Source organism: Microbacterium bovistercoris (assembly GCF_003387575.1).
GTDB lineage: Bacteria > Actinomycetota > Actinomycetes > Actinomycetales > Microbacteriaceae > Microbacterium > Microbacterium bovistercoris.
Map to the genome: position 1 here is coordinate 39,408 of NZ_QUAB01000041.1, position 24,711 is coordinate 64,118.

Genomic DNA, 24,711 nt, shown 5'->3' on the forward strand with positions numbered 1-24,711 from the left:
CGACCGTTCTGTCATCGCGATGCGAGTGAACGGCGTCCTGAAGGACCTCGCCGCGACGGTGACCGAGACCGACGTCGTCGAGCCCGTCACGATCGACAGTCCGGCCGGCCTGGACATCCTGCGGCACTCGACAGCTCACGTGCTCGCGCAGGCGGTGCAGCGCATCCGTCCCGAAGCGAATCTGGGCATCGGCCCCTTCATCACCGACGGCTTCTACTACGACTTCGGTGTGGAGACCCCGTTCACCCCTGAGGACCTGAAGGCCATCTCGAAGGAGATGCAGCGCATCGTCCGCGAGGGGCAGCGCTTCACGCGACGCGTCGTCTCCGAGGATGAGGCCCGTGCAGAGCTCGCGAACGAGCCGTTCAAGCTCGAGCTCATCGACCTCGCAGGCGGGCCGGGTTCGGGTGCGGACGCCGCAGAAGGGGCGTCGGTCGAGGTCGGTGCCGGTGAACTCACCATCTACGACAACGTCACGAAGGACGGGGAGGTCGCCTGGAAGGATCTCTGCCGCGGTCCGCACGTGCCCAGCACGCGCATGGTCGGCAATGGCTGGGACCTCACCCGGGTCGCTGCGGCGTACTGGCGCGGCAGCGAGAAGAACCCGCAGCTGCAGCGCATCTACGGCACCGCGTGGCCGACCAAGGAGGAGCTGCGCGCATATCAGGAGCGCCTGGCCGAAGCGGAGCGCCGCGACCACCGCAAGCTCGGCGCGGAGATGGACCTCTTCTCGTTCCCCGACGAGATCGGCTCGGGACTCGCGGTGTTCCACCCCAAGGGCGGCATCATCCGCTACGAGATCGAGGAGAACCTGCGCAAGCACCTGCTGCGCAACGGCTACGACCTCGTCAACAGCCCGCACATCACCAAGAAGGATCTGTTCCAGACCTCCGGTCACCTGCAGACCTACGCCGACGGCATGTTCCCGGCGATGCACCTCGACGAGCTCGTCGACGACGAGGGCAATGTCACCCGTCAGGGCCAGGACTACTACCTGAAGCCCATGAACTGCCCGTTCCACAACCTCATCTTCCGTTCGCGCGGCCGCTCGTACCGAGAGCTCCCGCTGCGCCTGGCGGAGTTCGGCACCGTGTACCGGTACGAGAAGAGCGGCACGCTGTCGGGCCTCACCCGCGTGCGCGGCCTGACCCAGGACGACGCGCACATCTACGTCACCCAGGACCAGGTGCGCGAGGAGCTCACCACCAACCTGAACCTGGTGCTGGAGCTGCTGCGCGACTACGGCCTGAACGACTTCTACCTCGAGCTGTCCACGAATGAGGAGGGCAACCCGAAGTTCCTCGGCGAGCCCGAGCAGTGGAGCACCGCGATCGACACGCTGCGCGAGGTGGCGCTGCAGTCCGGCCTCGAACTGGTCGCGGATCCGGGCGGCGCGGCCTTCTACGGGCCGAAGATCTCCGTCCAGGCACGCGACGCCATCGGACGCACCTGGCAGATGTCGACCATCCAGCTCGACTTCAATCAGCCCGAGCGCTTCGAGCTGGAGTACACCGGCCCCGACGGGCAGAAGCACCGTCCGGTCATGGTGCACCGCGCGCTGCTCGGCTCGATCGAGCGCTTCTTCGCGATCCTGCTCGAGCACTACGCAGGCGACTTCCCGCTCTGGCTCGCGCCGGTGCAGGCCGTCGGCGTGCCGGTCGCCGAGGAGTACGCCGAGTACCTCGACGGCGTCATCGGCCAGCTGAAGGCCGAGGGGCTGCGAGCCGAGGTCGACCACTCCGACGACCGGATGCAGAAGAAGATCCGCAACCACACCACGGCGAAGGTGCCGCTCATCCTCATCGCGGGGGAGCAGGACCGCTCGGCCGGCACCGTTTCGTTCCGGTTCCGCGACGGCACGCAGGAGAACGGCGTTCCGGTGGCGGATGCCGTGAACCGCATCCGGGCGGCCGTGGCGGCGCACACCAGGGTGATGGCCGCCGAGGACCTGGCGTGACGGACCAGCCGCACGTCGAGGGCGCCGACCACCTGGCCGGCGTCCCCGACGAGTTCCAGCGGCTGTGGACCCCGCACCGGATGGCGTACATCCAGGCCGGTCCTGAGCCGCTGCGCGAGGAGTGCCCGTTCTGCGAGGCGCCCAAGCATGCGGATGCCGAGCGGCTGATCGTCGCGCGCGGCGAGAGCGCCTACGTGCTGCTGAACCTGTTCCCGTACAACTCAGGCCACCTGCTGGTGTGTCCGTACCGGCACATCGCCACCTACGATCAGGCGACCCCGGAGGAGGTCGCCGAGATCGGCGCGCTCACGCAGACCGCGATGCGGGTGCTGCGCGAGGTCTCGAATTGCGACGGATTCAACCTGGGCATGAACCAGGGTGCGGTCGCGGGCGCAGGCGTCGACGCCCACCTGCACCAGCACATCGTGCCGCGCTGGCGGTCGGACGCGAACTTCTTCCCGATCATCGCGAAGACGAAGGCGCTGCCGCAGCTGCTCGGCGAGGTCCGCGAGGCCGTCGCGCACGCGTGGCCCCGCTGAACGACCCTTCGACAGGCTCAGGGACCCAGGGGGGCGAGGCGTCAGCGCACCTGGTGCGCGGTGAACTGCAGACGGGGGTTCGCGTAGTACTCCTGCGACTCGACCAGCTGCAGCTCGCGCTCGCCCGACTCCAGCGTCGCCTTCAGCAGGTCGAAGACGCTGGACACCGTTCGCTCCAGGGCGAGCTTGGCGTCGCCCGTCTCCACGTAGTGCGCGGTGAACAGTGCGGCCGTCACGTCGCCCGAGCCGTTGGCCTTCATCGGAAGGTGCGGGGTGGCCACCAGCCAGGCGCCCTTGGCGTCGACGGCGAGCATCTCGATCGTGCCCTCCTCGCGATCAGGGCGCTCGACCGAGGTGACGAGCACGACGGAGGGACCCATGGCGCGGGCGAGGTCCACCGATGCCAGCGTCTCGTCGAGGGTGGACGGCTCCGTCCGGGTCAGATACCCGAGCTCGAACTGGTTCGGGGTGATGATGTCGGCCACAGGCACGACGCGGTCACGGAGCAGCTCGGGGATCGCCGGCGCGACGAAGCATCCGGACTTCGCGTTGCCCATCACCGGGTCGCATGCGTACACGGCATCAGGGTTGGCGGCCTTGACCCGGGCGACTGCGTCGATGATCACGTCGCCGATGCCCTCGCCGCCCTGATAGCCGCTGAGCACCGCGTCGATCTTCGGCAGCACCCCGCGCTCCTCGATGCCGGTGATGACCTCACGCACATCGGCGGGGTCGATCAGCGGGCCACGCCAGGCGCCGTAGCCGGTGTGGTTCGAGAAGTTGACGGTGTAGACGGGAAGGACCTCGACGCCGATGCGCTGCAGCGGGAAGACGGCGGCGGAGTTGCCGACGTGACCGTAGGCGACAGCGGACTGGATCGAGAGGATCTTCATCCCGCCATCCTCTCACCCCGTCGCACGGTCATCTGCGCACGGCGGCGGCGAGGTCGTCCAGCAGTGCCGTGGTGTCGTCCTCGTCGAGATCGTGAACGGTCAGGCGCAGGTGGTGCGAGGGCGCGGTCGCCTCATCAGGGCGGAACTCGTCACCGGTGCGTGCGAGCCAGCCGCGACGCATGAGGTGCTCAGCCGCGACGCGCGCCGGCACGGGAAGCACGACCCACAGGTTCAGTCCGTCGCCGGGCTCGCACGGGATGCCGCGGACGGTGAGCCCTTCGGCGAAATCGCGGTTCTTCGAGGCGTAGTGCTCGGCCGCTCGCGCGAACAGCGACTGCACCGCGGCATCCTGCAGCTGTGCCAGCGCGAGGCGCTGCAGTAGGTGGCTGACCCACGTCGTGCCGGGGCTGAGGCGCATCGCGAGCCGCTCCGCGGTGGTGGGATCGGTGGCGGCCACCGCCAGGCACATGTCGGGCCCCAGGAACTTCGACACCGAACGCACCAGTGCGTAGCGGCGGTGCTCGGGTCCGATCAGGGACTCGTACGGGCGCTGCGACAGCGCAGAGAAGTGATCGTCCTCGATGACCAGCACGTACGGATGCTCGACGAGCAGCTCGCGCAGCGCCGCTGCCCGAGCGGGGGACAGGGACGCTCCTGTCGGATTCTGCGCGCGGGGCGTGCACACGATCGCCCGGACGCCGGCTTCCAGCGCGGCCTGCAGGCCCTCCACCGTCATCCCCTCGGCGTCGACGGGCACGGGGATCGTCCGGTAGCCGCCCAGGCGGGCGGTGTGGATGCTCGCGAGGAAGCAGGGGTCCTCCAGAGCGACGGCGTCATCGCGCATCAGCGCCTGCGCGAGCAGGCGCTCCACGGCGTCCACCGCACCGCTGGTGATCGTGATGCGCAGGTCGTCGCGTCGCAGGTCGGCCTGGACCCACTCGCGCGCCCAGGCGTCCAGCGCCGGATCGATGACGGGTTCGCCATAGAGCACAGGGCGACCGACGATCCGCTGCAGCGCGGGTGTCGGGTCGGGGATGAACGCCGGATCCGGATTGCCCGAGCCGATGTCGCGCAGCACGGTGTCGAGCGCGAGCCCCTCCTGAGCCACCGCCTCGGCACCGGTGATGACCGTGCCCGCTCGTCCGCGGGACAGCACGAGCCCGGCCTGAGCTAGCTGCCGGTACGCGGCGACCGCCGTGTTGCGGTTGACGCTGAGCGAGGCGGCGAGTTCGCGCACAGGGGGGAGGGCGTCGCCAGGGTTCAGCAGGCCGCGTTCGCGAAGCGCGCGGATGCTGTCGGCGATCTCCGCCGCGGTGGAACCCGTTATCTGGTGCATCGGGTCGAGTCTACGGTGCTATCGTTTGGCATAGGCCAATCGTTGTCTTTGTCCCGAGAGGATCTCCATGTCTGAGCAGACCACCGGATCGGCCCGCGTCAAGCGCGGCCTCGCCGAGATGCTGAAGGGCGGCGTCATCATGGACGTCGTCACCGCCGAGCAGGCGAAGATCGCCGAGGATGCCGGTGCCGTCGCCGTCATGGCCCTCGAGCGCGTCCCCGCCGACATCCGCGCCCAGGGCGGCGTCTCCCGCATGAGCGACCCCGACATGATCGACAGCATCATCGACGCCGTCTCGATCCCCGTCATGGCGAAGGCGCGCATCGGGCACTTCGTCGAGGCGCAGGTGCTGCAGGAGCTCGGCGTCGACTACATCGACGAGTCGGAGGTGCTCTCGCCGGCCGACTACGTCAACCACATCGACAAGTACGACTTCACCGTGCCGTTCGTGTGTGGCGCGACCAACCTCGGTGAGGCGCTGCGCCGCATCAACGAGGGTGCGGCGATGATCCGCTCCAAGGGCGAGGCGGGCACCGGTGACGTCTCCGAGGCGATGAAGCACATCCGCAAGATCCGCGGCGAGATCGCGGCGCTCGGTGCGCTCTCCAAGGATGAGCTCTACGTCGCTGCGAAGGAGCTGCAGGCGCCCTACGAGCTGGTCGCCGAGGTCGCCGAGACCGGCAAGCTGCCGGTCGTGCTGTTCGTCGCGGGCGGCGTCGCCACACCGGCGGATGCCGCGATGATGATGCAGCTCGGCGCGGACGGCGTGTTCGTGGGCTCCGGCATCTTCAAGTCGGGCAACCCGGCCGAGCGTGCGAAGGCGATCGTCAAGGCGACGACCTTCTACGACGACCCGAAGGTGATCGCCGAGGTCTCCCGCGGTCTCGGTGAGGCGATGGTCGGCATCAACGTGTCCGACCTCCCTGCCCCGCACCGCCTCGCCGAGCGCGGCTGGTGACCACGCTGCGCGTCGGCGTTCTCGCGCTGCAGGGCGACGTGCGCGAGCACGCCGCCCTGCTCGCGGAGCTCGGTGCCGAGGTCGCCCCGGTGCGACGGCCCGAGGAGCTCGCGACCGTCGGCGGTCTCGTCATCCCCGGCGGCGAGTCGACGGTGATCGACAAGCTCTCGCGCACCTTCGGTCTGCAGGAGCCGATCCGCACGGCGATCGCCGACGGGATGCCGGTGCTCGGCACCTGTGCGGGGCTCATCATGCTCTCGAACACCCTGGTCGACGGCATCGAGGGGCAGGAGACGTTCGGTGGGCTCGATGTGCTCACCCGCCGCAACGCGTTCGGGCGTCAGACGGAGTCCTTCGAGGCGGAGCTGGACGTGCCGGAGTTCGGTGGCGATCCGGTGCACGCGGCTTTCATCCGTGGCCCGGTGGTGGAGTCCGTCGGCCCGGCCGCGACCACGCTCGCCGCACTGCCCGACGGGAGGGTCGTGGCGGTGGAGCAGGGCGACCTGCTCGGAATCAGCTTCCATCCGGAGATCTCGGGGGAGCCGCGGTTCCATCAGCGGTTCCTGGACCGGGTCGCGGCTCGCGGTTGACGCTTCGCTCAGGGGGTCGCCGTGGCGTCCACTGCCGCGGCGGAGATGTCGGCGCACAGCACGCCGATGTTGCCGTCCTGATCGGAGACGACGGTCATTCCTGGTGCATCCGCGTCGTCGACGATCGTGCCACCTGCCGCCTGCACCATGGCGAGGCGATCGGCGACGCACTCGGGCGCGACATACACCTCGATGTGCACGCGCTGCTGCGCAGGTGCATCTTCGCCGAACCACAGGTGCGGTACGCGCTCGGTGGCGTCGCGGATCTCATCGCCAGGCGTGCCTCGGCCCTGAGAGTCGGCTCGCCCGGTGAGCAGCGCCGCCCACACCGGAGCGATCGTCTCGGAGCGGACGGTGTCGAGGCCGAGCTCGAGCTGGGACACCGCGGATGGTTCCGCCCTGAGAGCATGATCCGCCGCGATCGCGGAGATCGCCCTGGCCAGGTCGACATCCTTCTGCGTCACCCACTCGACTATGTGCTCAGCGCCCTCTGAATCCCGATACACGGCATCAGTGCTGACCAGCTTCAGATCGACATACCCGTCTCCGACGGTTGTGTGCGGGTGGTGACCGGCCGTCTCAGCGGAGTCCGCGATCGCAGCGACGAATCTCGCGGCGGCGGAATAGTCCGACACCAGATATCTCGCATGCAGGCCCTGTGCGAGCTTGCGCCAGTCGGTCAGGTCGGCGGCAGCGATCTGCTCACCCGCGAGCATGTCCATGCGGGGAGCTTAACGCCGGCGGAGTGCGGGCAACAGGGCCCGTGCCCGGGTACCGCGACCGCGTCGTCCTCGCCGTGGAACGTCCAGACCGGGATGCCGCGGATCGGCACGGCGCTCTGCAGTCTTCGCCTGCCTCAATCGTGTCGCGCGGGATCGACGCTCAGAGCAGTTCGCCCAGCCAGCGCAGGATCGGGTCGGCCTGGGCGCGCTGGAACGCCCGCAGGCCGGGCAGCTCGGCGATCTCGGGCTGCGCCTGGTTCCACCACAGGAACGACGCGAATCCGGCGATCACCGGCAGCAGCCGGGCGGCATCCGGTGCCCCGTGCTCGCGCAGCGCGCGCCAGCTCTCGGCGCAGGTCGGGCCGCCGGACGCCTCGATGGAGGGCACCAGCAGCGGACCGTCCAGCCAGGGCACGCCGCGGCGGGCGTGCGGCCAGTCGATGAAGCGTGCTCGTTCGCCGTGGATGAGGATGTTGTCGGCACGCAGGTCGCCGTGCGCCAGAGCGGTGCCCGTGAGGGCGTCCGGCAGAGAAGCCTCCAGCTGCAGCAGCTGCGGCATCCGGTCCTGGAGGCGGAGCGGGAGAGCGGCAGCCAGGGCGTGATCCTCGGCGATCCGCCCCCAACGAGCGTAGGAGGGGAGCATCGATTCCCGTGCCGCGGGGATCGGAGCGGCGGCGGTCGCTGCGGCGAGCCGCGCGATCTCCGCGGCGACGGCGTGCAGCTGGCCATCGGTCCAGGGCGTTCCCGGGTGGATCCCGGGAACGATCTCGAGGATCAGAGCGGTGCCGTCCGCGTCGTCGATGACGCTCAGCAGCCTCGGCGTCACGCCCGACGGGGCCGCTCGCAGCATGCGGATCTCCCGGCGCAGGAATGTGCGTGAATCGGTGTGTCCCTCCGCAGCGATCGCCTTGACGAACACCGCGCGCTCGGCAGAGCGGACGACGCCTGCGTACCCGGCGCTGAACCCGCCCTGAGCAGGGGAATCCGACGTGCGATCGCCGCCGAGCTGGGCCTCGACCTGCGCGCGCAGACCGGCCGGCAGCGACGGCCACTCGGGCCGCAGTCGGTCAGCGCCCGCTGTCATGCCCACGAAGCTAGCACCGGTACCGTGAAGTCCATGCGACTTCCCCTCGGATCGACCGACGTCAGCGCCAGCGGCGGCAGCGCAGTCCTCTCCGGACGGCGGGGAGAGTCCTGGAAACCGATCGCGGCAGGCCGGATGGAACTCTCCGAGGCTGTCGCTCTTCTCGAGGACGGCGGCAGCGCAGCTGCCCACGCCGACCCCGCGTTCGACGTCGCCGTGCCCGCCGACGACGTCGCTGCTCCGCGCTTCGCGCCGGGTACGGACATCCTGTGGCGGTACGGGCGCTACATCGAGACGGCGCGGGTGATCCGCGACGATGCGCGCGGTCTGGTCGTGTGGATCCCCTCCGGTTCTGCACGCCTGGTCTCGGTCCCGGCGGACGGGCGCTCCCCGCGGGAGGTGCCGCTCGCCGAGCGCTTCAGCGTGCCCTGGAGGATCGAGGAGTCGTCGTGGCGCGGACCCGGGGTCGTGCGCGTGGCACCCGCGGGCATGCCCTGGTCGGTGTGGTTCTTCCGTACCGCCGACGGGTCGCCTGAGGGCGCCTACGTCAATCTCGAGCTTCCGCACCGTCGCATCGCGGGAGAGAACGCCGGCATCTTCTCCCGCGATCTCGTGCTCGACCTCTGGGTGGACGCAGGGCATCCCGGCAGCGAGGACATCTGGGTGAAGGACGCCGACGAGCTCGAGGCCGCGGTGCGGCAGGGCCGCTTCACCGTCGAGCAGGCCGAGGCGGTCCGCGCAATCGCGGACCACGCCGTGCGCGAGTTCGTCGCATCTGGAGGATGGCCGCTCGACGAGGGGTGGGATGCATGGACGCCGAGCGACGAGCTCGACGTGCCGGTGCGGCTGCCGGCCGGTGCCGCGATGGACGCCGCACGACGCCGATCGGGTCGCACGAGCCTCGATGGCTGACTGCGGAACGTTCACGATTCGTTAGAATGGACGATGCCCTGGAGGCGACTCCGGGCAGACGAGACGAGCGGAGACTTATGTCCGGGCATTCCAAGTGGGCGACGACCAAGCACAAGAAGGCCGTCATCGACGCGCGCCGTGCGAAGTCGTGGGCCAAGCTCATCAAGAACATCGAGGTCGCGGCGAAGCTGGGCGGCCCCGACCAGGCGGGCAACCCGACGCTGTTCGACGCGGTGCTGAAGGCGAAGAAGACCTCGGTTCCCAAGGACAACATCGACCGCGCCATCAAGCGCGGCGCCGGCATCGGCGGCGAGTCCGTCGAGTACACCTCGATCATGTACGAGGGCTACGGTCCGAACGGCGTGGCGCTGATGATCGAGTGCCTCACCGACAACAAGAACCGTGCGGCTGCCGAGGTGCGCACCGCGCTCTCGCGCAACGGCGGAACTCTCGCCGACCCCGGCAGCGTCGCCTACAACTTCACCCGCAAGGGCGTCATCGTGGTCAGCTCCGAGGGCACCACCGAGGACGACGTGATGATGGCAGCCCTCGAGGCCGGTGCCGAGGAGATCGAGCCGCACGCCCAGGGCTTCGAGGTCATCACCGAGGCCACCGACCTGGTGGCCGTGCGCACCGGGCTTCAGGAGGCCGGTATCGAGTACGAATCGGCCGATGTCGAGTTCGTGCCGAACCTCAAGGTCGAGATCGACGCCGACACGGCGCGCAAGATCTTCCGCCTCATCGACGCACTCGAGGACAGCGACGACGTGCAGAACGTCTTCAGCAACTTCGACCTCCCCGCTGACGTGCAGGCGGAGCTCGAGAACGACGACGAGTGACCTGATCACTGCTGGTCGACAGGACCCCCGGGCGCGCCTGCGCCCGGGGGTCCGTCGTCGTAACTAGCCTGGGGGAGTGACCTCCCTGCGCGTGCTCGGCATCGACCCCGGCCTCACCCGCTGCGGCGTCGGCGTCGTCGACGTGGATCGCGCGCGACGCGGCAGCCTCGTGCACGTCGGCGTCATCCGCACCCCGATCGACGCCCCGATCGGGGAGCGCCTCGCGGCTGTCGCCGCCGGCATCCGTCAGGTGCTCGAGACCCACCGCCCCGACGCGGTGGCCGTGGAACGCGTCTTCGCGCAGCAGAACAGCCACACCGTGATGGGCACCGCGCAGGCGAGCGGCGTCGCGCTGCTGCTGGCTGCCGAGGCGGGCCTGCCGGCCGCCACGCACACGCCGAGCGAGGTGAAGGCCGCCGTGACCGGCTACGGCTCGGCGGACAAGAAGCAGGTGCAGTCGATGATCGCCCGCATCCTGCGCCTGGACGCACCGCCGCAGCCCGCGGATGCCGCGGACGCGCTCGCGATCGCCCTGTGTCACGCCTGGCGACGGGGTGCCGTCGCCCCCGCCTCCGGCGGCGGTCTCACGCCCGCCCAGCAGGCGTGGGCCGACGCGGAGCGTGTCGCTCGAACATACGTACGATCCGCCCGATAGGCTGGTCGCATGATCTCCTCCCTGCACGGCGTCGTCCTGCACGCCGACTCGGGCCACGTCGTCATCGAGACAGGGGGCGTGGGCTTCGCCGTCTTCGTTCCCGCAGACGTCGCGCACACCGCGGTCGTGGGGGAGCGGATGCTGCTGCACACCAGCCTCATCGTCCGCGAGGACGCGCTCACGCTGTACGGCTTCGCCGACCGCGACGAATTGGAGATCTTCGGGCAGCTGATCAGCGTCACCGGCGTCGGACCCAAGTCCGCGCTGGGTGTGCTCTCGCATCTCACCGTCGACCAGATCGCCGCCGCGGTCGGGGCCGAGGACGACGCCCCGTTCCGCCGCGTCTCAGGTATCGGCCCGAAGACCGCGAAGCTCATCGTCGTGCAGCTCGCCGGCAAGGTGCAGCCGCGGGTCGCCGCCGAGCCGGTGGGCGCTGCGGCTCCTGGAGTCACCGCCCAGGTCGCCGCCGCGCTGGTGGGTCTCGGCTGGTCCGAGAAGGTCGCCGCCGAGGCCGCGGAGCAGACCGCGGCAGACGCCACCGACGCCGAACGCGAGTCCGTCGCGGCGCTGCTGCGCCGCACGCTTGCCGCGCTGGGCCCGGGAGCCGGCCGTGGCTGACCCCAGAGACGCCGCCGAGGCCCTCGACGAGACCGAACTCGCCATCGAGGGCGCGCTGCGTCCGTCGAGCCTCTCGGAGTTCGTCGGCCAGCCCAAGGTGCGAGGACAGCTGCAGCTGCTCCTGCAGGCCGCCCGGATCCAGGAGCGCTCCGCCGACCACATCCTGCTCGCCGGTCCTCCCGGCCTCGGCAAGACCACCCTTGCGATGATCGTCGCGCATGAGAGCGAACGGCCGCTGCGGCTCTCCAGCGGCCCGGCGATCCAGCACGCGGGCGACCTGGCCGCGCTGCTGAGCAGTCTCACCCCCGGGGAAGTGCTGTTCATCGACGAGATCCACCGGATGGCGCGCTCCGCCGAGGAGATGCTGTATCTCGCGATGGAGGACTTCCGGATCGACATCATGGTCGGCAAGGGCGCCGGCGCCACCAGCATCCCGCTGGAGCTCGCGCCGTTCACCCTCGTCGGCGCGACCACCCGCTCCGGGCTGCTGCCCAACCCGCTGCGTGACCGGTTCGGCTTCACGGGGCACCTGGAGTATTACGGCGAGGACGAGCTCGAGCAGGTGATCGCCCGCTCGGCCGCGGTGCTCGGCGTGCGTCTACCCGCGGATGCGCTCTCCGAGATCGCGCGGCGTTCGCGCGGCACGCCGCGTATCGCCAACAGGCTGCTCCGGCGCGTGCGCGACTACGCACTGGTGCACGGCGACGCGGATTCCGCATCGCTCAGCGACGTGCAGGCGGCGCTGGAGCTCTACGACGTCGACGCGATCGGACTGGACCGGCTGGACCGGGCCGTGCTGGATGCGCTGGTCCGCCGATTCGGCGGGGGACCGGTGGGGCTCAGCACGCTCGCCGTCGCCGTCGGTGAGGAGGCCGAGACCGTGGAGAGCGTGGTCGAGCCGTACCTGGTGCGCATCGGCTTCCTCGGTCGCACGCCCCGCGGACGGATCGCCATGCCGGAGGCCTATGCGCACCTCGGCGTGACCCGCCCCGACGGGGGCGCATTGTTCGATGACCTATAATCGCTGAAGACTTCGCATCCCCCTATTGCGCGCCCCACTGTCGGCGTGCGCGCGTCGGAAAGGCCCCACCCGCCATGGAAATCATCCTCTTCGGACTGCTCGCGCTTCTGCTCGTCTTCATGTTCTTCAACACGCGCAAGCGCCAGAAGCAGATGAAGGCCGAGCAGGAGGAGAAGGCCACCAAGACCGTCCCGGGCGCCAAGGTGCTGCTCCAGGGCGGCCTGTACGGCACGATCGTCTCCTTCGACCCCGAGAACCTCGACCAGCCCGCGCAGGTCGAGATCGCCCCGGGCGTGGTCATCGAGGTGCACAGCCAGGCGATCCTCCGCATCGTCGAGCCCACCGAGGCGACTCCCGCTGAGGACGCCCCGGTCGAGGACGCTCCCGCCGCGGACACCGTCGCCGACTCCGAGCTCCCCGACCCGAACCACGTGGAGACCCCTGAGGAGACCCGCGCGCGCCTGGAGCGCAACGAGCGCGGCGACTCCGAGAACTGACCCGCGCGTTCACAGCACACGAGAAAGCGGCAATTCGTGGCATCCACCTCTCCGACCCGCCATGCGTGGCGGGTCCTTCTCGGCCTGCTCATCGTCACGGCGGTGCTGTTCAGCATCAACGCCGTCGGCGTGTTCCTCGGGAAGAGCTCGTGGGCGCCTGAGCTCGCGCTCGACCTGCAGGGCGGCACGCAGATCATCCTGAGCGCGCAGACCGCCGACGGATCCGACCCGACGCAGGAGCAGCTCGACCAGGCCGCCGCCATCATCCGGCAGCGCGTCGACGCCTCGGGCGTCGGCGAGACCGACATCACGACAGAGGGCGGCCGCAACATCGTCGTCCAGATCCCCGGTGTCGCCGACGACGAGACCCGCCAGCGCATCGCGCAGAGCGCGCAGCTCGAGCTGCGCCCCGTGCTCGCGACCACGGATCCCGCCACCGAGTTCGTCGGCGAGGACGGCAAGAGCACGCCGTACCCCACACCGAACGAGACGATGAACGCGACTCCGACGGCGACGCCGACGAACGGCAGTGATCTGTCCTGGGTCACCGAGAAGCTGCAGGCCGCGTTCCTCAGCTACGACTGCGCCAACCCGGAGAACGACCCGGCGACCGCCCCGAAGGACGAGCCGCTGGTGGCGTGCAGCGTCGACGGAACGGTCAAGTACCTGCTCGGACCGACAGCGCTCACCGGTACGGCGATCACCGATGCGCAGGCCGGTCGCGACCCGCAGTCGGGTCAGTGGATCGTTCAGCTGGAGATGGACGACAAGGGTACGAAGGCCTTCGCCGACGTCAGCCAGCGGCTGAACGAGTTCCGCATCCAGAACCAGAGCCCGCGCGACCAGTTCGCGTTCGTGCTGGACGGCAAAGTCATCTCCGCTCCGCAGATGCAGGCCGTCATCGCCAACGGAAAGCCCTCGATCTCGGGCAGCTTCACGCAGGAGACCTCGAAGGTTCTCGCCGATCAGCTGCGCTACGGCGCTCTGCCGCTGAGCTTCAAGGTCGAGAGCAACCAGTCGATCTCGGCGACGCTCGGCTCGCAGCAGCTGCAGATCGGTCTGATCACCGGACTCATCGGCCTCGGCCTCGTGGCGATCTACTCGCTGCTCAGCTACCGCGCGCTGGGCTGGGTGATCATGGCCTCCATCGGCGTCATGGGCGTGCTGACCTACATCATCATCTGCATCCTGGGCTGGCGCATGGGCTTCCGCCTGTCGCTGGCCGGTGTGGCGGGTCTGATCGTGTCGATCGGATTCACGGCCGACTCGTTCATCGTCTACTTCGAACGAATCCGAGACGAGCTGCGCGACGGCAAGTCGATCACAGGAGCGGTGGAGGACGGCTGGAGCCGCGCGAAGCGGACGATCTACATCTCGAAGTCGATCAACATCCTCGCCGCCGTCGTGCTGTACATCCTCGCGGATGCCACGGTGAAGGGCTTCGCGTTCACGCTGGGGCTCACCACGCTCATCGACGTGTTCATCTTCGTGATCTTCACGCACCCGGTGATGCAGCTGCTCGCCCGCACGAAGTTCTTCGGCGGGGGCCACCCGCTGTCCGGACTCAACCCGGAGGAGCTCGGCGCGGTCTACCACGACCGCACGGAGTTCCGTCAGGTGCAGACCGCGTCCAGCGGAAAGGCCGCGCGCACCAAGGCGTCGCGCGGTGAAGCCGGGCGTCGCCAGACCATCGCCGAGCGCAAGCGTGCAGAGGCTCTCACCGGAGCGCCCGATGCCGGTGCCCCCGCAGAGTCCGGAAAGGACGGCGAAGCCTGATGTTCTCCTTCAACGAGTTCGGCAACAAGCTCTACACCGGGAAGCTCTCGTTCCCGTTCGTCCAGAAGCGCAAGCTGTGGTTCATCATCGCCATCGCGCTGGTGGTCGGCTCCGCCCTGATGCTGATCGTGCGTCCGCCTCAGTTCTCGATCGAGTTCACCGGCGGCTCGCAGTTCGTCGTTCAGGCGCCCGCCAGCACGAACCAGGAGCTCGCGACCGAGGCTGTTCAGGCGGTCGTGCCGGAGGCCACCGCCAAGGTCGTGATCATCGCCGACACGGACGTGCGCGTCCAGACGTCGCAGATGACCGCGAAGCAGACGAACGAGGTCGCAGAGTCTCTGGCCGAGGCGTACGAGGTCCCGGTCGACCAGGTCAGCAAGTCGTTCATCGGCCCGGCCTGGGGTGAGGGCGTCACGCGCCAGTCGCTGTGGGGACTGGCGATCTTCCTCGCGCTGACCTTCCTGATCCTCGCGATCTACTTCCGCACCTGGAAGATGTCGGCCGCCTCGATCATCGGTCTGCTGGACGTGCTCATCATCACGGTCGGTGTGTACGCCGTCGCCGGCTTCCAGATCTCGCCTGCGGCGGTGATCGGATTCCTGACGATCCTCGCGTACTCGCTGTACGACACCACCGTCGTCTTCGACAAGGTGCGCGAGAACACCACGGAGGACGGCGAGACGATGGCTCGCACGTTCGGCGAGTCCGTGAACCTGGCCGTCAACCAGACCCTGGTGCGCTCGATCAACACGGCGATCATCGCCGCACTCCCGGTCGGCGCGATCCTGTTCATCGGTGCGTTCTGGCTGGGCGCGGAGACGCTAACCGACATCTCGCTGTCGATCTTCGTCGGCATCATCGTGGCCACGTACTCGACGCTGTTCGTCGCGGCTCCGCTGTACGCGTTCTTCCGTCAGAACGAGCCGGCGATCCTCGCCCACGACAAGAAGGTCCTGAAGGCGCGCGAGCGCGCCGTGCAGGCCGCCTGAGCAACGCCTCTCGCACACGGGACCGCGGAGTCTCTCCGCGGTCCCGTGCCGCGTAGGATGATCTGACCGGAGGTGTGAGCGTATGGCGGACCCGCAGACGACGACGCAGAGCTCGAGTCTGCGCAGACTCGTGCCCCGGATCTTCTCGCGCGCTCCCCGGAACAACGACCTCGACAACCTCATCCGGACGGTGCGGGTCAATCATCCGCGCGGTGATCTGCCGATCATCGAACGGGCGTACACGGTCGCCAAGGAGAAGCACGAGGGGCAGCTGCGTCAGAGCGGTGAGCCGTACATCACGCATCCGATGGCCGTCGCCCAGATCCTGGCCGAGCTCGGGCTGGGTCCGCGCGCCGTCGCCGCCGCGCTGCTGCACGACACCGTCGAAGACACCGGATACCCGCTGAGCGAGCTGCAGGAGACGTTCGGCGACGAGGTCGCGATGCTCGTCGACGGCGTCACCAAGCTCGACAAGGTCAAGTACGGCGAGAGCGCGCAGGCCGAGACGGTCCGCAAGATGATCGTCGCGATGTCCAAGGACATCCGGGTGCTGCTCATCAAACTCGCCGACCGGCTGCACAACGCCCGCACCTGGGGCTTCGTACCGCCCGAGAAGGCGGCGAAGAAGGCCAAGGAGACCCTCGAGATCTACGCGCCGCTCGCGCATCGCCTGGGTATCCAGACGATCAAGAGCGAGCTGGAGGACCTCTCGTTCGCCGTGCTGCATCCGAAGATCTACGCGGAGATCTCCAGCCTGATCACGCAGCGCACCCCGCAGCGCGAGAAGTACCTGCAGCAGGTCATAGAGGCGATCGACGAGGATCTGCGCGATCTGCGCATCCGAGGCAAGGTGGTCGGACGTCCGAAGCAGCTGTACTCGGTCTATCAGAAGATGGTCGTGCGCGGTCGCGAGTTCGACGACATCTACGACCTCATCGGCATCCGCGTGCTGGTCGGCTCCGTGCGCGACTGCTACGCCGTGCTCGGCGCGATCCACGCTCGATGGACCCCGCTGCCCGGCCGGTTCAAGGATTACATCGCCACTCCGAAGTTCAACCTCTACCAGTCGCTGCACACGACGGTGATCGGCCCCAGCGGCCGCACCGTCGAGATCCAGATCCGCACGCACGAGATGCACCAGCAGGCGGAATTCGGCGTCGCCGCGCACTGGATGTACAAGGAGCGGATGAACGGCGGCAAGCCCGACGGCAAGCCGATGGACACCGACATGGCCTGGCTCGCGCACATATCGGACTGGCAGGCCGAGACGGCCGACCCGAGCGAGTTCCTCGACTCCCTCCGCTTCGAGATCGGAGCCAAGGAGGTCTACGTCTTCACCCCGAAGGGCCGGGTGATCGGCCTGCCGGCCGGCGGGACCCCGGTGGACTTCGCCTACGCCGTGCACACCGAGATCGGCCACCGCACGATGGGCGCGAAGGTGAACGGCCGTCTGGTCCCGCTGGAGACCGAGCTGCACAGCGGCGACGTCGTCGAGGTGTTCACGTCGAAGAACCCGGATGCCGGGCCGAGCCAGGACTGGCTGACCTTCGTCAAGAGCACGCGCGCCCGCAACAAGATCCGCGGCTGGTTCACCAAGGAGCGCCGCGAGGAGGCGATCGAACAGGGCAAGGAGGCCATCGCGCGCGCGATGCGGAAGCAGAACCTTCCGCTGCAGCGCCTGATGAGCCAGGACTCCTTCGCGCAGGTCGCCCAGCAGCTGCGCTACGAGGACGTCTCCGCCCTGTACGCGGCCGTCGGCGAGGGCCACATCTCGACCCAGCACGTGCTGGAGAAGGTCACTGCTCTGGTCGGCGCCGAGGACACCTCGACTGGCGCCATCGATCTTCCCGGTCGCGTGCCGACGAAGGAGCCCCGCGGCGGGGACTCCGGTGTGCTGGTGCGCGGCGCGAACGACATCCTGGTCAAGCTGGCGCGCTGCTGCACGCCGGTGCCGGGTGACCCCATCGTGGGCTTCGTGACGCGGGGGAGTGGCGTCTCGGTGCACCGCGCCGACTGCGTGAACGTGAAGGCGCTCAGCGCCGACCCGGCGCGCTTCGTCGACGTGGAGTGGGCGCCGACCACGAAGAGCGTGTTCCGCGTGCAGATCCAGGTCGAGGCGCTCGACCGCTCCGGTCTGCTGTCCGATGTCACGCGGGTGCTCAGCGAGCACCATGTGAACATCCTCTCGGCGACGGTCACGACCACCGACGAGCGACTCGCGCTGAGCCGCTTCGTGTTCGAGATGGGCGACGCCGTGCACCTGGACCGGGTTCTGAACGCCGTCCGTCGCATCGATGCGGTGTACGACGTCTACCGCGTCACCACGTCCTGATCGATCAGTCCGGACAGGAGCTCCAGGGCCTGTCGTCTGCCCGGAGTGCGGGATCGGGCAGCTAACGCCTCATGGGTGCGCGCAGCCAGCCCGGGGGAGATCTCGACGAGTGCGCGCAGCCACTCCGCGCTCTCGGGATCGCGGCCGGCGGCGGACGCGAGGGACATCGCCACGACCTCCGCGCTCGCGACCGGGACACCTGCGAGCCACAGCGTCTGCGCGGGTGCCAGCGCGGCCTGGTGCGTGACGATCCTGGCTCCCGGGCGCAGCCGCGGGGTGCCGGGAGACGCTCGGCACACGTGGTGTCGTGCGGGAGGCAGGTCGCCGGCGCCGTGCACCCAGGCGGCGCTGGGACCGCACAGCGCGCCGCCCGGAGGGATCAGGACGGACAGCGACAGCGCCCGCGCCTCGGGGCCCTCGACGGTGTCGGCCGGCAGGAATCCCTCGCCGACCTCGACGACATGGCCGTCAAGGCGGGCGGCGCCGAGTTCGGTGAGGCTGAGCCTGTCGCCCGGCAGATAGACGAGAGCGGGATGCACCCTGACAGTCTGATGCCGGTGTCCCCGCGAAGGGGGCACCGGCATCAGACTGTGGATAAGATCCGTCGGCTCAGCCGCCGAGTGCGTTCAGCCAGGCGCGGCGAGCCTCGAGGGCGTCCTTCGCGTCCTTGGCGGCCTTCGCGTTGCCGGCGGCCTCCGCGGCGGCCAGCTCCGACTCGAGCTTCTCGATGGCCTCGAGCAGCTGCGAGCTCAGGTCGTTCGCCCGAGCCTTGGTCTCGGGGTTGTTGCGCTTCCAGTCGACGTCCTCGCGACCCTTGAGCGCCTGCTCGATGCTGCGCAGCTTGTCGTCGAGGGCACGTTCCTTGTCGCGCGGGAAGATGCGGCCGATCTCGTCCCACTGCCGCTGGATGCGGGTGAGCAGGGCACGCGCCTTCTTGATGTCCGGCTCGTCGGCCACGGCCTTCGCCTCGACGAGCAGTGCCTCGCGCGCCTCGATCTTCGGCGCCGAATCCGCCTCTTCCGCGGCAGCCTGCTCGGCGCGCGCCTGGTAGAGCGCATCGCCGGCGGCCTTGAACTTCGCCCAGAGCGCATCGTCGGCCTTGCGTCCGGCGCGACCGGCGGCCTTCCACTCGTCGAGCAGGCCGCGGTACGCGGGGATGCCGTCGACGCCGCGCGGCGCGAGCGCCTCGGCGCGCTCGACCAGGCGGGTCTTGGCGTCGCGGGCGACCCGGTGCGTGTCGTCCAGCTCGGAGAAGTAGGCGCGACGCGCCTTGTCGACGGTGGAGCGCGCGTCGCGGAATCGCTTCCACAGCTGCTGTGCGGTGCCCTTCGGCAGGCGCGGCCCGGTCTGCTGGTGCGCCTGCCACTTGTCGAACAGGGCCGTCATGTCGGCGGTGACCTGCTTCCACTGCACCTTCGACAGGTCGAGCGAGGCGATCCGCTCCGCCTCCTCGACGATGGCCGTGCGCTCGACGATCGCGGCGTCGACGGCCTCCTTGGCCGCCTGCGCCTCCTGGGCCGAGGCCTCGGAGAGCGACTCGAGCAGGGCGTCGACTCGGGCGCGGAGCCCGGCGAGATCGCCCACCGCAGCGGCATCCGTCAGCTCGCCGACGATGTGCTTCGCCTGCTTGGAGAGATCGGCGGCGGAGGCCTCGCCGGTCTGGACGCGCTTCTCGAGAGTGGTGACCTTGACGGCGATGTCGTCGAACTTGCGGGCGAAGTAGGCGAGCGCCTCTTCGGGGGTGCCATCGGGGTACTGGCCGACCGCGCGCCAGGTGTCGCCCTCGCGCACCTCCACCGTGCCGTCCTCGGAGACCCGGCCCCACTTGGCGATCTCCTCCGGGGAGGACGTCGGGGCGACCGGCGCAGGAGCAACGGACGCTGCCTGAGCGGGCAGCTTGCGCGGCATGGGCACGGGGCGTGGCCCCGGAACGGCCGGGGGAGCGGGGACAGGGGGAGTCGGCTTCGAGGGCTCGGTGGCAGACACGATGTTTCTCCTTGCGCGGATGACCGCGGGAGTGGGAAAGGACGAGGTTCAGCCTAGTACGAGAGCGCGGTGCGGGCGGTGCCGGAAAGCTCTCACAACGACCGTTACCGTTCTGTGAGCAGATCGTTCGATCGAGGTAACACGGGGCGGACTTCCGGGAAACACGGGCTCCCTATCGTCGCCGACATGGACCGCACAGCAACGGAGATCGTCGTCGTCGGCGCGGGAATGGTCGCGCACCGATTCGTGGAGAGCCTGCTCAGCCGCGCGCAGCCCGAGCTGCGCGTGACGGTGTTCGGGGAGGAAGGACGTGCGCCGTACGACAGGGTCGGACTCAGCGGCTTCTTCTCCGGCGCGAGCGACGACGACCTCCGTCTGGATCCTTCCGTGTTCGACGACGACCGCGTGCAGCTGCACTCCGGCGACCCTGTGGTGCGCATCGACCGTGCCGCGCGGACGGTCGCCACGAGCTCCGGCCGCATCGCCCGCTATGACTCCCTGATCCTCGCGACCGGGTCGTATGCCGCGCGCGTCCCGGTCGACGGGGCAGAGCTGCCCGGCTGCTTCGTCTACCGCACCCTCGACGATGTGAAGGCCCTGAAGCAGTACGTCGAGGACCGTGGACGGACGCTGGGCAGGCCGCTGCGCGGTGCCGTCGTCGGCGGCGGACTGCTGGGTCTCGAGGCGGCGGGAGCGCTGCAGGGCATGGATGTGGATGCCACGGTCGTGCAGTACTCGGATCGGCTCATGTCCCAGCAGCTGGACGCCGCGGGCGGCGGCATGCTGCGCAGGCTGCTCGAGTCGCGCGGACTGTCCGTGCGCACGGAGTCGCGCACGGCCCGGCTGGACGCCGACGAGCACGGCGCCGTCGCCGGGCTGGTGTTCGACGACGGCGGGATCCATGCTGCGGATGTCGTCGTGTTCGCGGTCGGCGTGCGCCCCCGTGACGAGCTGGCTCACGACGCAGGTCTCGTGCTCGATCCGCGCGGCGGCGTCAGGATCGACGCGAGCTGCACGACGAGCGATCCGGACATCCTCGCGATCGGTGAGGTCGCCAGCCACGACGGCCGCTGTGTCGGCCTGGTCGCCCCCGGATACGCGATGGCCGAGGTCGCGGCCACCAGGCTGCTCGGCGGCGAGGCGGCGTTCCCCGGCTACGACGACTCGTCGAAGCTGAAGCTCTCGGGCGTCGACGTGGCGAGCTTCGGCGACGCGATGGCGACGGCGCCGGACGCGCTGGAGGTCGTCTACGCCGACGCGATCGCGGGCGTCTACAAGAAGCTCGTACTGTCCGACGACGCGCAGACGCTGCTCGGCGGCATCCTGGTCGGCGATGCGTCGGCCTACGGCGCCCTCCGGCCGCTGGTCGGCGCCCGGCTCGGTGCCGATCCTGCAGCGTATCTGCTGCCGGAGGGCGCGGGGGAGATGCCCGAGGGGCAGCTGCCCGATGCGGCCGTGGTGTGCTCGTGCTCGAACGTGAGCGCCGGGCGCATCCGGCAGGCGGTGCATGAGGAGGGCTGCGCGGATGCTGCGTCCGTCAAGGCATGCACCAAGGCGGGCGCGACCTGCGGCTCCTGCGTGCTCATGGTCAAGAAGGTCGTCGACCAGGAGCTCGCCGGACTCGGCAGGGCGGTGTCGAACGCGCTGTGCGAGCACTTCGACATGTCGCGCCGGCAGCTGTTCGACGCGGTGCAGGTCACCGGGCTCAGCACCTTCAGCGCGATCGTGGAGCGCTTCGGGCGCGGACGCGGCTGCGACATCTGCAAGCCGGTCATCGCCAGCATCCTGTCGGTGCTGGTGGGTGCCCATGTGCTCGAGGGCGAGAGCGCGACGCTGCAGGACACCAACGATCACGTCATGGCCAACATGCAGAAGGACGGCACCTACTCGGTCGTGCCGCGGATGCCGGGCGGCGAGGTGACCCCGGACGGCCTGCTCGCGATCGGGGCGATCGCGAAGGACTTCGGGCTGTACACGAAGATCACGGGTGGCCAGCGGATCGACATGTTCGGCGCACGCCTCGAGCAGCTGCCGCTGATCTGGGGCCGGCTGGTCGAGGCCGGCTTCGAGTCCGGTCACGCCTACGGCAAGTCGCTGCGCACGGTGAAGTCCTGCGTCGGGTCGACCTGGTGCAGGTACGGGCTGCTCGACTCCGTGGGCATGGCCGTGCAGCTCGAACTGCGCTACCGGGGTCTGCGCGCACCGCACAAGCTCAAGCTGGGAGTCTCCGGCTGCGCACGCGAGTGCGCCGAGGCCCGGGGCAAGGATGTCGGGGTCATCGCCACCGAGACCGGGTGGAACATGTACGTCGGAGGCAACGGCGGCTTCTCGCCGAAACACGCGCGCCTCCTGGCCTCCGGCCTGGACGACGCCGGGCTGATCCGGGCGATCGACCGGTTCTTCATGTACTACATCCGCACCGCGGATCGACTGCAGCGCACCGCCCCCTGGCTCGACGACCTCGAAGGCGGTCTGGACGGCCTGCGCGAGGTCGTCTTCGAGGACTCGCTGGGCATCTGCGCCGACCTCGACGCCGCGATGGCGCAGCACGTGGACCGGTACGAGGACGAGTGGGCGGCCACGCTGCGGGATCCCGAGAAGCTGGCGCGGTTCCACTCCTTCATCAATGCCGCCGACACCCCCGACCCCTCGCTCGCGTACGTCGCCGAGCGCGGGCAGATCCGTCCCGCAACATCCGAAGAGCGGCGAGAGGGCCACGTCCTGATCGCCGGAACCACACTGGAGGTACGTCGATGACACTCGTGATGGAGAGCACGCTGATCCGGCTGTGTGCGGTGGCCGACCTCGAGGTCGAGCGCGGCAGGGCCGCGCTGCTGGACGCGTGGCAGATCGCCCTGTTCCGGCTCGCAGACGGAAGCATTCACGCCGTGGACAACTTCGACCCGTTCAGCGGTGCGAACGTCATCTCGCGCGGGATCGTGGGCACGCGCGGCTTCGCGTCGACCGTCGCGTCCCCGCTGTACAAGCAGGTGTTCGACCTGGCCACCGGACGCTGTCTGGACAGCCAGGGCAAGCGGCCGGTGGACGGCGCGGACGCCGCACTGCGCGTGTGGCCGGTGCGGATCATCGACGGCGACGTGTTCGTCGAGGTCGCCCGGTGACCTCGACCCAGGTCGGCAGGGTCGATCTCGTCGGCGGAGGGCCGGGACCGGCAGACCTGATGACCGTCCGCGCTCAGCGGCTGCTCGGCGAGGCCGACGTGATCGTCGCGGACCGGCTCGGTCCGTTCGACGAACTGCGCGCGCACATCCCCGAGGACGTGCTCGTGATCGACGTGGGCAAGCGACCCGGACATCATCCGGTGCCGCAGGCTCGGATCAACGCGATGCTCGTGGAGCACGCCCTTGCGGGCAGGCGCGTCGTGCGGCTGAAAGGCGGTGATCCGTTCGTGTTCGGCCGCGGCGGCGAAGAAGTCATCGCCTGCCAGGAGGCCGGTGTTCCGGTGAGCGTGACCCCGGGGATCAGCAGCGCGATCGCCGTGCCGCAGGCCGCGGGCATCCCGGTCACCCACCGCGGCGTCGCCTCACGCGTGCAGGTGATCATCGGGCCGGAGCGCCCGGCCGGCACGATGCTCGCGGCGATGGCGGACCCCGAGGTCACGACGGTCGTGCTGATGGGGGTGGCGGCGATACCTCGCGTGGCCGTGTCGGCCCTCGACGCCGGTGTCTCCGCTCTGACGCCCGTCGCCATCGTGGAGAACGGCACCACACCGCAGCAGCGCACCATCCGCACCACCCTGGGGTCGCTGGTGGCGGATGCCAGGGAGAACGCGGTGACGAACCCGGCCGTCATCGTCATCGGCGCGGTGGCTGCGGAGGGGCTGCTGCTTCCCGGCGGACTGCGGGCGGTGAGCACGGCATGACCGGCACACCGCCGGTGGAGGACACGCTCGCCGGCTGCGCGATCATCATCGCCGCCGATCGTCGTTCTGCGGATCTCGCCGCGGCGCTGGAGCGTCGCGGCGCGGTCGTGCAGCGGGCGCCTGCGATGAGCATCGTGCCGCACGCTGATGATGCCGAGCTCCTCAGACGCACGCGCGGGCTCATCGAGCGCCCACCGGACGTCGTCGTGGTTACGACGGGAGTCGGGTTCCGCGGATGGATGGACGCCGCGCACGAGCACGGCCTGGACGAGCAGCTCACCGAAGCGCTCCGGGGCGCCCAGTTCGTCGCCAGGGGCCCGAAGGCCCACGGCGCGATCCAGCAGGCGGGGTTCCGCGCGGACTGGGTCGCCGAGTCCGAGACCGCCGCAGAGGTCGGCGAGTACCTGCTGGCGTCCGGGGTCGCAGGCAGAAGCGTCGTGGTGCAGCATCACGGCGCCGGATCCGACGGCCTCGACGAGCTGCTGGCCGACGCGGGCGCCGACGTGCGCAGCATCGTCGTGTACCGGTGGGGGCCCGCGCCGGACCCGGAGATCGTCCGCCGCTCGGTGCAGCAGGCCGCGTCCGGCGAGGCGGATGCCGTGCTCTTCACGTCGGCCCCGGGCAGCGGGTCCTGGCTGGGGTTCGCCGAGCAGCAGGGCCTCCTGGAGGCGATTCGCCGGCGTGCAGCATCCGGCCGGCTTCTGCTGGCGGCGGTGGGGCCTGTCACTGCCGCGCCGCTTTACGAAGCGGATCTCGCGACGACGGTCGCGCACCGAGGACGGCTCGGTGCACTGGCGCGCACGGCGATCGCGCACTTCGGCGGCGGGCGGGCCCCGGCTACGCGCACCCGCGCGGGCCGGGTCGAGGTGCGCAGCCGCGGCGTGCTGCTCGACGACTGTTACATCGCACTGTCCCGCACCGGAGTCGTGCTGCTGGAGGCGTTGTCGGATGCCGGTGGGCGCGTGCTCTCGCGCGCAGAACTGGGCTCCCTGCTGCCCGGCGGCGAGCGCAATCCGCATGCCGTGGAGGTCGCGGTGGCGCGCGTGCGTGAGGCTGTCGGCCCGGCGGAGCTCATTCAGACGGTGGTGAAGCGCGGTTACCGGATCACGGCGGAGGACTGAGTG

The 24,711-nt window shown here is 69.7% G+C and carries 23 protein-coding genes; 17 read left to right on the forward strand and 6 right to left on the reverse strand.

Annotated elements, in window-relative coordinates; all coding sequences use genetic code 11:
* Nucleotides 1-19: 19 nt before the first annotated feature.
* Entirely contained in the window at nt 20-1,957 is a 1,938-nt protein-coding gene (gene thrS, locus DY023_RS09295) for a threonine--tRNA ligase (protein ID WP_220347277.1), read from the forward strand.
* On the forward strand, nt 1,954-2,496 hold the full coding sequence (locus DY023_RS09300; protein WP_116242060.1) for an HIT family protein: 543 nt from the start codon (nt 1,954-1,956) through the stop codon (nt 2,494-2,496). Before thrS ends, DY023_RS09300 begins: the two co-directional genes overlap by 4 nt.
* A 41-nt stretch (nt 2,497-2,537) precedes the next feature.
* On the opposite strand, the gene pdxY is transcribed toward DY023_RS09300, so the two are convergent.
* Nucleotides 2,538-3,389: a pyridoxal kinase PdxY gene (pdxY, locus tag DY023_RS09305; RefSeq protein WP_116242061.1), complete on the reverse strand. Its 852-nt coding sequence runs from the start codon at nt 3,387-3,389 to the stop codon at nt 2,538-2,540.
* Nucleotides 3,390-3,417: 28 nt separating this feature from the next.
* A complete protein-coding gene (locus tag DY023_RS09310; protein WP_116242062.1) occupies nt 3,418-4,725 on the reverse strand; it encodes an aminotransferase class I/II-fold pyridoxal phosphate-dependent enzyme in 1,308 nt (435 codons plus the stop codon).
* A gap of 67 nt (nt 4,726-4,792) precedes the next feature.
* Between DY023_RS09310 and pdxS the strand changes: the two genes are divergently transcribed.
* Nucleotides 4,793-5,683 (forward strand): pyridoxal 5'-phosphate synthase lyase subunit PdxS, encoded by an 891-nt coding sequence (gene pdxS, locus DY023_RS09315; RefSeq protein WP_116242063.1) that lies wholly within the window; start codon nt 4,793-4,795, stop codon nt 5,681-5,683.
* Entirely contained in the window at nt 5,677-6,273 is a 597-nt protein-coding gene (gene pdxT / locus DY023_RS09320) for a pyridoxal 5'-phosphate synthase glutaminase subunit PdxT (protein ID WP_181905801.1), read from the forward strand. The genes pdxS and pdxT overlap by 7 nt, the downstream gene beginning before the upstream one ends.
* Nucleotides 6,274-6,281: 8 nt before the next feature.
* Here pdxT and DY023_RS09325 read toward each other — a convergent pair whose 3' ends face one another.
* Entirely contained in the window at nt 6,282-6,995 is a 714-nt protein-coding gene (locus tag DY023_RS09325; protein ID WP_116242065.1) for a 4a-hydroxytetrahydrobiopterin dehydratase, read from the reverse strand.
* Nucleotides 6,996-7,155: 160 nt separating this feature from the next.
* Nucleotides 7,156-8,079 (reverse strand): phosphotransferase, encoded by a 924-nt coding sequence (locus tag DY023_RS09330; protein ID WP_116242223.1) that lies wholly within the window; start codon nt 8,077-8,079, stop codon nt 7,156-7,158.
* A gap of 33 nt (nt 8,080-8,112) precedes the next feature.
* Between DY023_RS09330 and DY023_RS09335 the strand changes: the two genes are divergently transcribed.
* The 9 genes from DY023_RS09335 to DY023_RS09375 all read left to right on the forward strand — a co-directional run bounded on the left by DY023_RS09335 (nt 8,113) and on the right by DY023_RS09375 (nt 17,718).
* The gene (locus DY023_RS09335) at nt 8,113-8,991 is read left to right on the forward strand and encodes a ribonuclease FAU-1 family protein (RefSeq protein ID WP_116242066.1); all 879 of its coding nucleotides are present in this window, start codon (nt 8,113-8,115) and stop codon (nt 8,989-8,991) included.
* A gap of 77 nt (nt 8,992-9,068) precedes the next feature.
* Complete coding sequence (locus DY023_RS09340) at nt 9,069-9,830, forward strand: YebC/PmpR family DNA-binding transcriptional regulator (protein ID WP_116242067.1); 762 nt, start codon at nt 9,069-9,071, stop codon at nt 9,828-9,830.
* Between the two features lie 76 nt (nt 9,831-9,906).
* A complete protein-coding gene (ruvC, locus tag DY023_RS09345; RefSeq protein ID WP_116242068.1) occupies nt 9,907-10,485 on the forward strand; it encodes a crossover junction endodeoxyribonuclease RuvC in 579 nt (192 codons plus the stop codon).
* A 9-nt stretch (nt 10,486-10,494) separates the two neighbouring features.
* The gene (gene ruvA / locus DY023_RS09350) at nt 10,495-11,103 is read left to right on the forward strand and encodes a Holliday junction branch migration protein RuvA (protein WP_116242069.1); all 609 of its coding nucleotides are present in this window, start codon (nt 10,495-10,497) and stop codon (nt 11,101-11,103) included.
* Nucleotides 11,096-12,124, forward strand: coding sequence for a Holliday junction branch migration DNA helicase RuvB (gene ruvB, locus DY023_RS09355; RefSeq protein ID WP_116242070.1), 1,029 nt, complete (start codon nt 11,096-11,098; stop codon nt 12,122-12,124). Before ruvA ends, ruvB begins: the two co-directional genes overlap by 8 nt.
* A gap of 74 nt (nt 12,125-12,198) precedes the next feature.
* A complete protein-coding gene (locus tag DY023_RS09360) occupies nt 12,199-12,621 on the forward strand; it encodes a preprotein translocase subunit YajC (protein WP_116242071.1) in 423 nt (140 codons plus the stop codon).
* 36 nt (nt 12,622-12,657) lie between these two features.
* A complete protein-coding gene (gene secD / locus DY023_RS09365) occupies nt 12,658-14,397 on the forward strand; it encodes a protein translocase subunit SecD (protein ID WP_116242072.1) in 1,740 nt (579 codons plus the stop codon).
* Complete coding sequence (gene secF / locus DY023_RS09370; RefSeq protein ID WP_116242073.1) at nt 14,397-15,386, forward strand: protein translocase subunit SecF; 990 nt, start codon at nt 14,397-14,399, stop codon at nt 15,384-15,386. Before secD ends, secF begins: the two co-directional genes overlap by 1 nt.
* Nucleotides 15,387-15,468: 82 nt before the next feature.
* Nucleotides 15,469-17,718: a RelA/SpoT family protein gene (locus DY023_RS09375; RefSeq protein ID WP_116242074.1), complete on the forward strand. Its 2,250-nt coding sequence runs from the start codon at nt 15,469-15,471 to the stop codon at nt 17,716-17,718.
* Here DY023_RS09375 and DY023_RS09380 read toward each other — a convergent pair.
* Together DY023_RS09380 and DY023_RS09385 are read right to left on the reverse strand one after the other, a co-directional pair.
* Nucleotides 17,697-18,257, reverse strand: coding sequence for a hypothetical protein (locus tag DY023_RS09380; RefSeq protein WP_181905788.1), 561 nt, complete (start codon nt 18,255-18,257; stop codon nt 17,697-17,699). The two genes, DY023_RS09375 and DY023_RS09380, sit on opposite strands and share 22 nt — an antisense overlap.
* 70 nt (nt 18,258-18,327) lie before the next feature.
* A complete protein-coding gene (locus DY023_RS09385; protein WP_181905789.1) occupies nt 18,328-19,704 on the reverse strand; it encodes a DUF349 domain-containing protein in 1,377 nt (458 codons plus the stop codon).
* A 186-nt stretch (nt 19,705-19,890) separates the two neighbouring features.
* Between DY023_RS09385 and nirB the strand changes: the two genes are divergently transcribed.
* From nirB to DY023_RS09405, 4 genes are read left to right on the forward strand one after another with little or no spacing between them, the layout of a single operon-like run.
* Nucleotides 19,891-22,461: a nitrite reductase large subunit NirB gene (nirB, locus tag DY023_RS09390; RefSeq protein WP_181905790.1), complete on the forward strand. Its 2,571-nt coding sequence runs from the start codon at nt 19,891-19,893 to the stop codon at nt 22,459-22,461.
* A complete protein-coding gene (gene nirD, locus DY023_RS09395) occupies nt 22,458-22,826 on the forward strand; it encodes a nitrite reductase small subunit NirD (protein WP_116242077.1) in 369 nt (122 codons plus the stop codon). Before nirB ends, nirD begins: the two co-directional genes overlap by 4 nt.
* The gene (gene cobA / locus DY023_RS09400; RefSeq protein ID WP_116242078.1) at nt 22,823-23,587 is read left to right on the forward strand and encodes a uroporphyrinogen-III C-methyltransferase; all 765 of its coding nucleotides are present in this window, start codon (nt 22,823-22,825) and stop codon (nt 23,585-23,587) included. The genes nirD and cobA overlap by 4 nt, the downstream gene beginning before the upstream one ends.
* Nucleotides 23,584-24,708: a uroporphyrinogen-III synthase gene (locus tag DY023_RS09405; protein ID WP_116242079.1), complete on the forward strand. Its 1,125-nt coding sequence runs from the start codon at nt 23,584-23,586 to the stop codon at nt 24,706-24,708. The genes cobA and DY023_RS09405 overlap by 4 nt, the downstream gene beginning before the upstream one ends.
* The last annotated feature ends 3 nt before the right edge of the window (nt 24,709-24,711 follow it).

What these genes read in the sequence shown, in the direction of transcription:
- thrS (WP_220347277.1), top strand. Translation starts at nt 20, where the DNA reads ATGCGAGTGAACGGCGTCCTGAAGGACCTCGCCGCGACGGTGACCGAG.
- pdxY (WP_116242061.1), bottom strand. Translation starts at nt 3,389, where the DNA reads ATGAAGATCCTCTCGATCCAGTCCGCTGTCGCCTACGGTCACGTCGGC.
- DY023_RS09310 (WP_116242062.1), bottom strand. Translation starts at nt 4,725, where the DNA reads ATGCACCAGATAACGGGTTCCACCGCGGCGGAGATCGCCGACAGCATC.
- pdxS (WP_116242063.1), top strand. Translation starts at nt 4,793, where the DNA reads ATGTCTGAGCAGACCACCGGATCGGCCCGCGTCAAGCGCGGCCTCGCC.
- DY023_RS09325 (WP_116242065.1), bottom strand. Translation starts at nt 6,995, where the DNA reads ATGGACATGCTCGCGGGTGAGCAGATCGCTGCCGCCGACCTGACCGAC.
- DY023_RS09330 (WP_116242223.1), bottom strand. Translation starts at nt 8,079, where the DNA reads ATGACAGCGGGCGCTGACCGACTGCGGCCCGAGTGGCCGTCGCTGCCG.
- DY023_RS09335 (WP_116242066.1), top strand. Translation starts at nt 8,113, where the DNA reads ATGCGACTTCCCCTCGGATCGACCGACGTCAGCGCCAGCGGCGGCAGC.
- DY023_RS09340 (WP_116242067.1), top strand. Translation starts at nt 9,069, where the DNA reads ATGTCCGGGCATTCCAAGTGGGCGACGACCAAGCACAAGAAGGCCGTC.
- ruvA (WP_116242069.1), top strand. Translation starts at nt 10,495, where the DNA reads ATGATCTCCTCCCTGCACGGCGTCGTCCTGCACGCCGACTCGGGCCAC.
- DY023_RS09360 (WP_116242071.1), top strand. Translation starts at nt 12,199, where the DNA reads ATGGAAATCATCCTCTTCGGACTGCTCGCGCTTCTGCTCGTCTTCATG.
- secF (WP_116242073.1), top strand. Translation starts at nt 14,397, where the DNA reads ATGTTCTCCTTCAACGAGTTCGGCAACAAGCTCTACACCGGGAAGCTC.
- DY023_RS09375 (WP_116242074.1), top strand. Translation starts at nt 15,469, where the DNA reads ATGGCGGACCCGCAGACGACGACGCAGAGCTCGAGTCTGCGCAGACTC.
- nirB (WP_181905790.1), top strand. Translation starts at nt 19,891, where the DNA reads ATGGACCGCACAGCAACGGAGATCGTCGTCGTCGGCGCGGGAATGGTC.
- nirD (WP_116242077.1), top strand. Translation starts at nt 22,458, where the DNA reads ATGACACTCGTGATGGAGAGCACGCTGATCCGGCTGTGTGCGGTGGCC.
- DY023_RS09405 (WP_116242079.1), top strand. Translation starts at nt 23,584, where the DNA reads ATGACCGGCACACCGCCGGTGGAGGACACGCTCGCCGGCTGCGCGATC.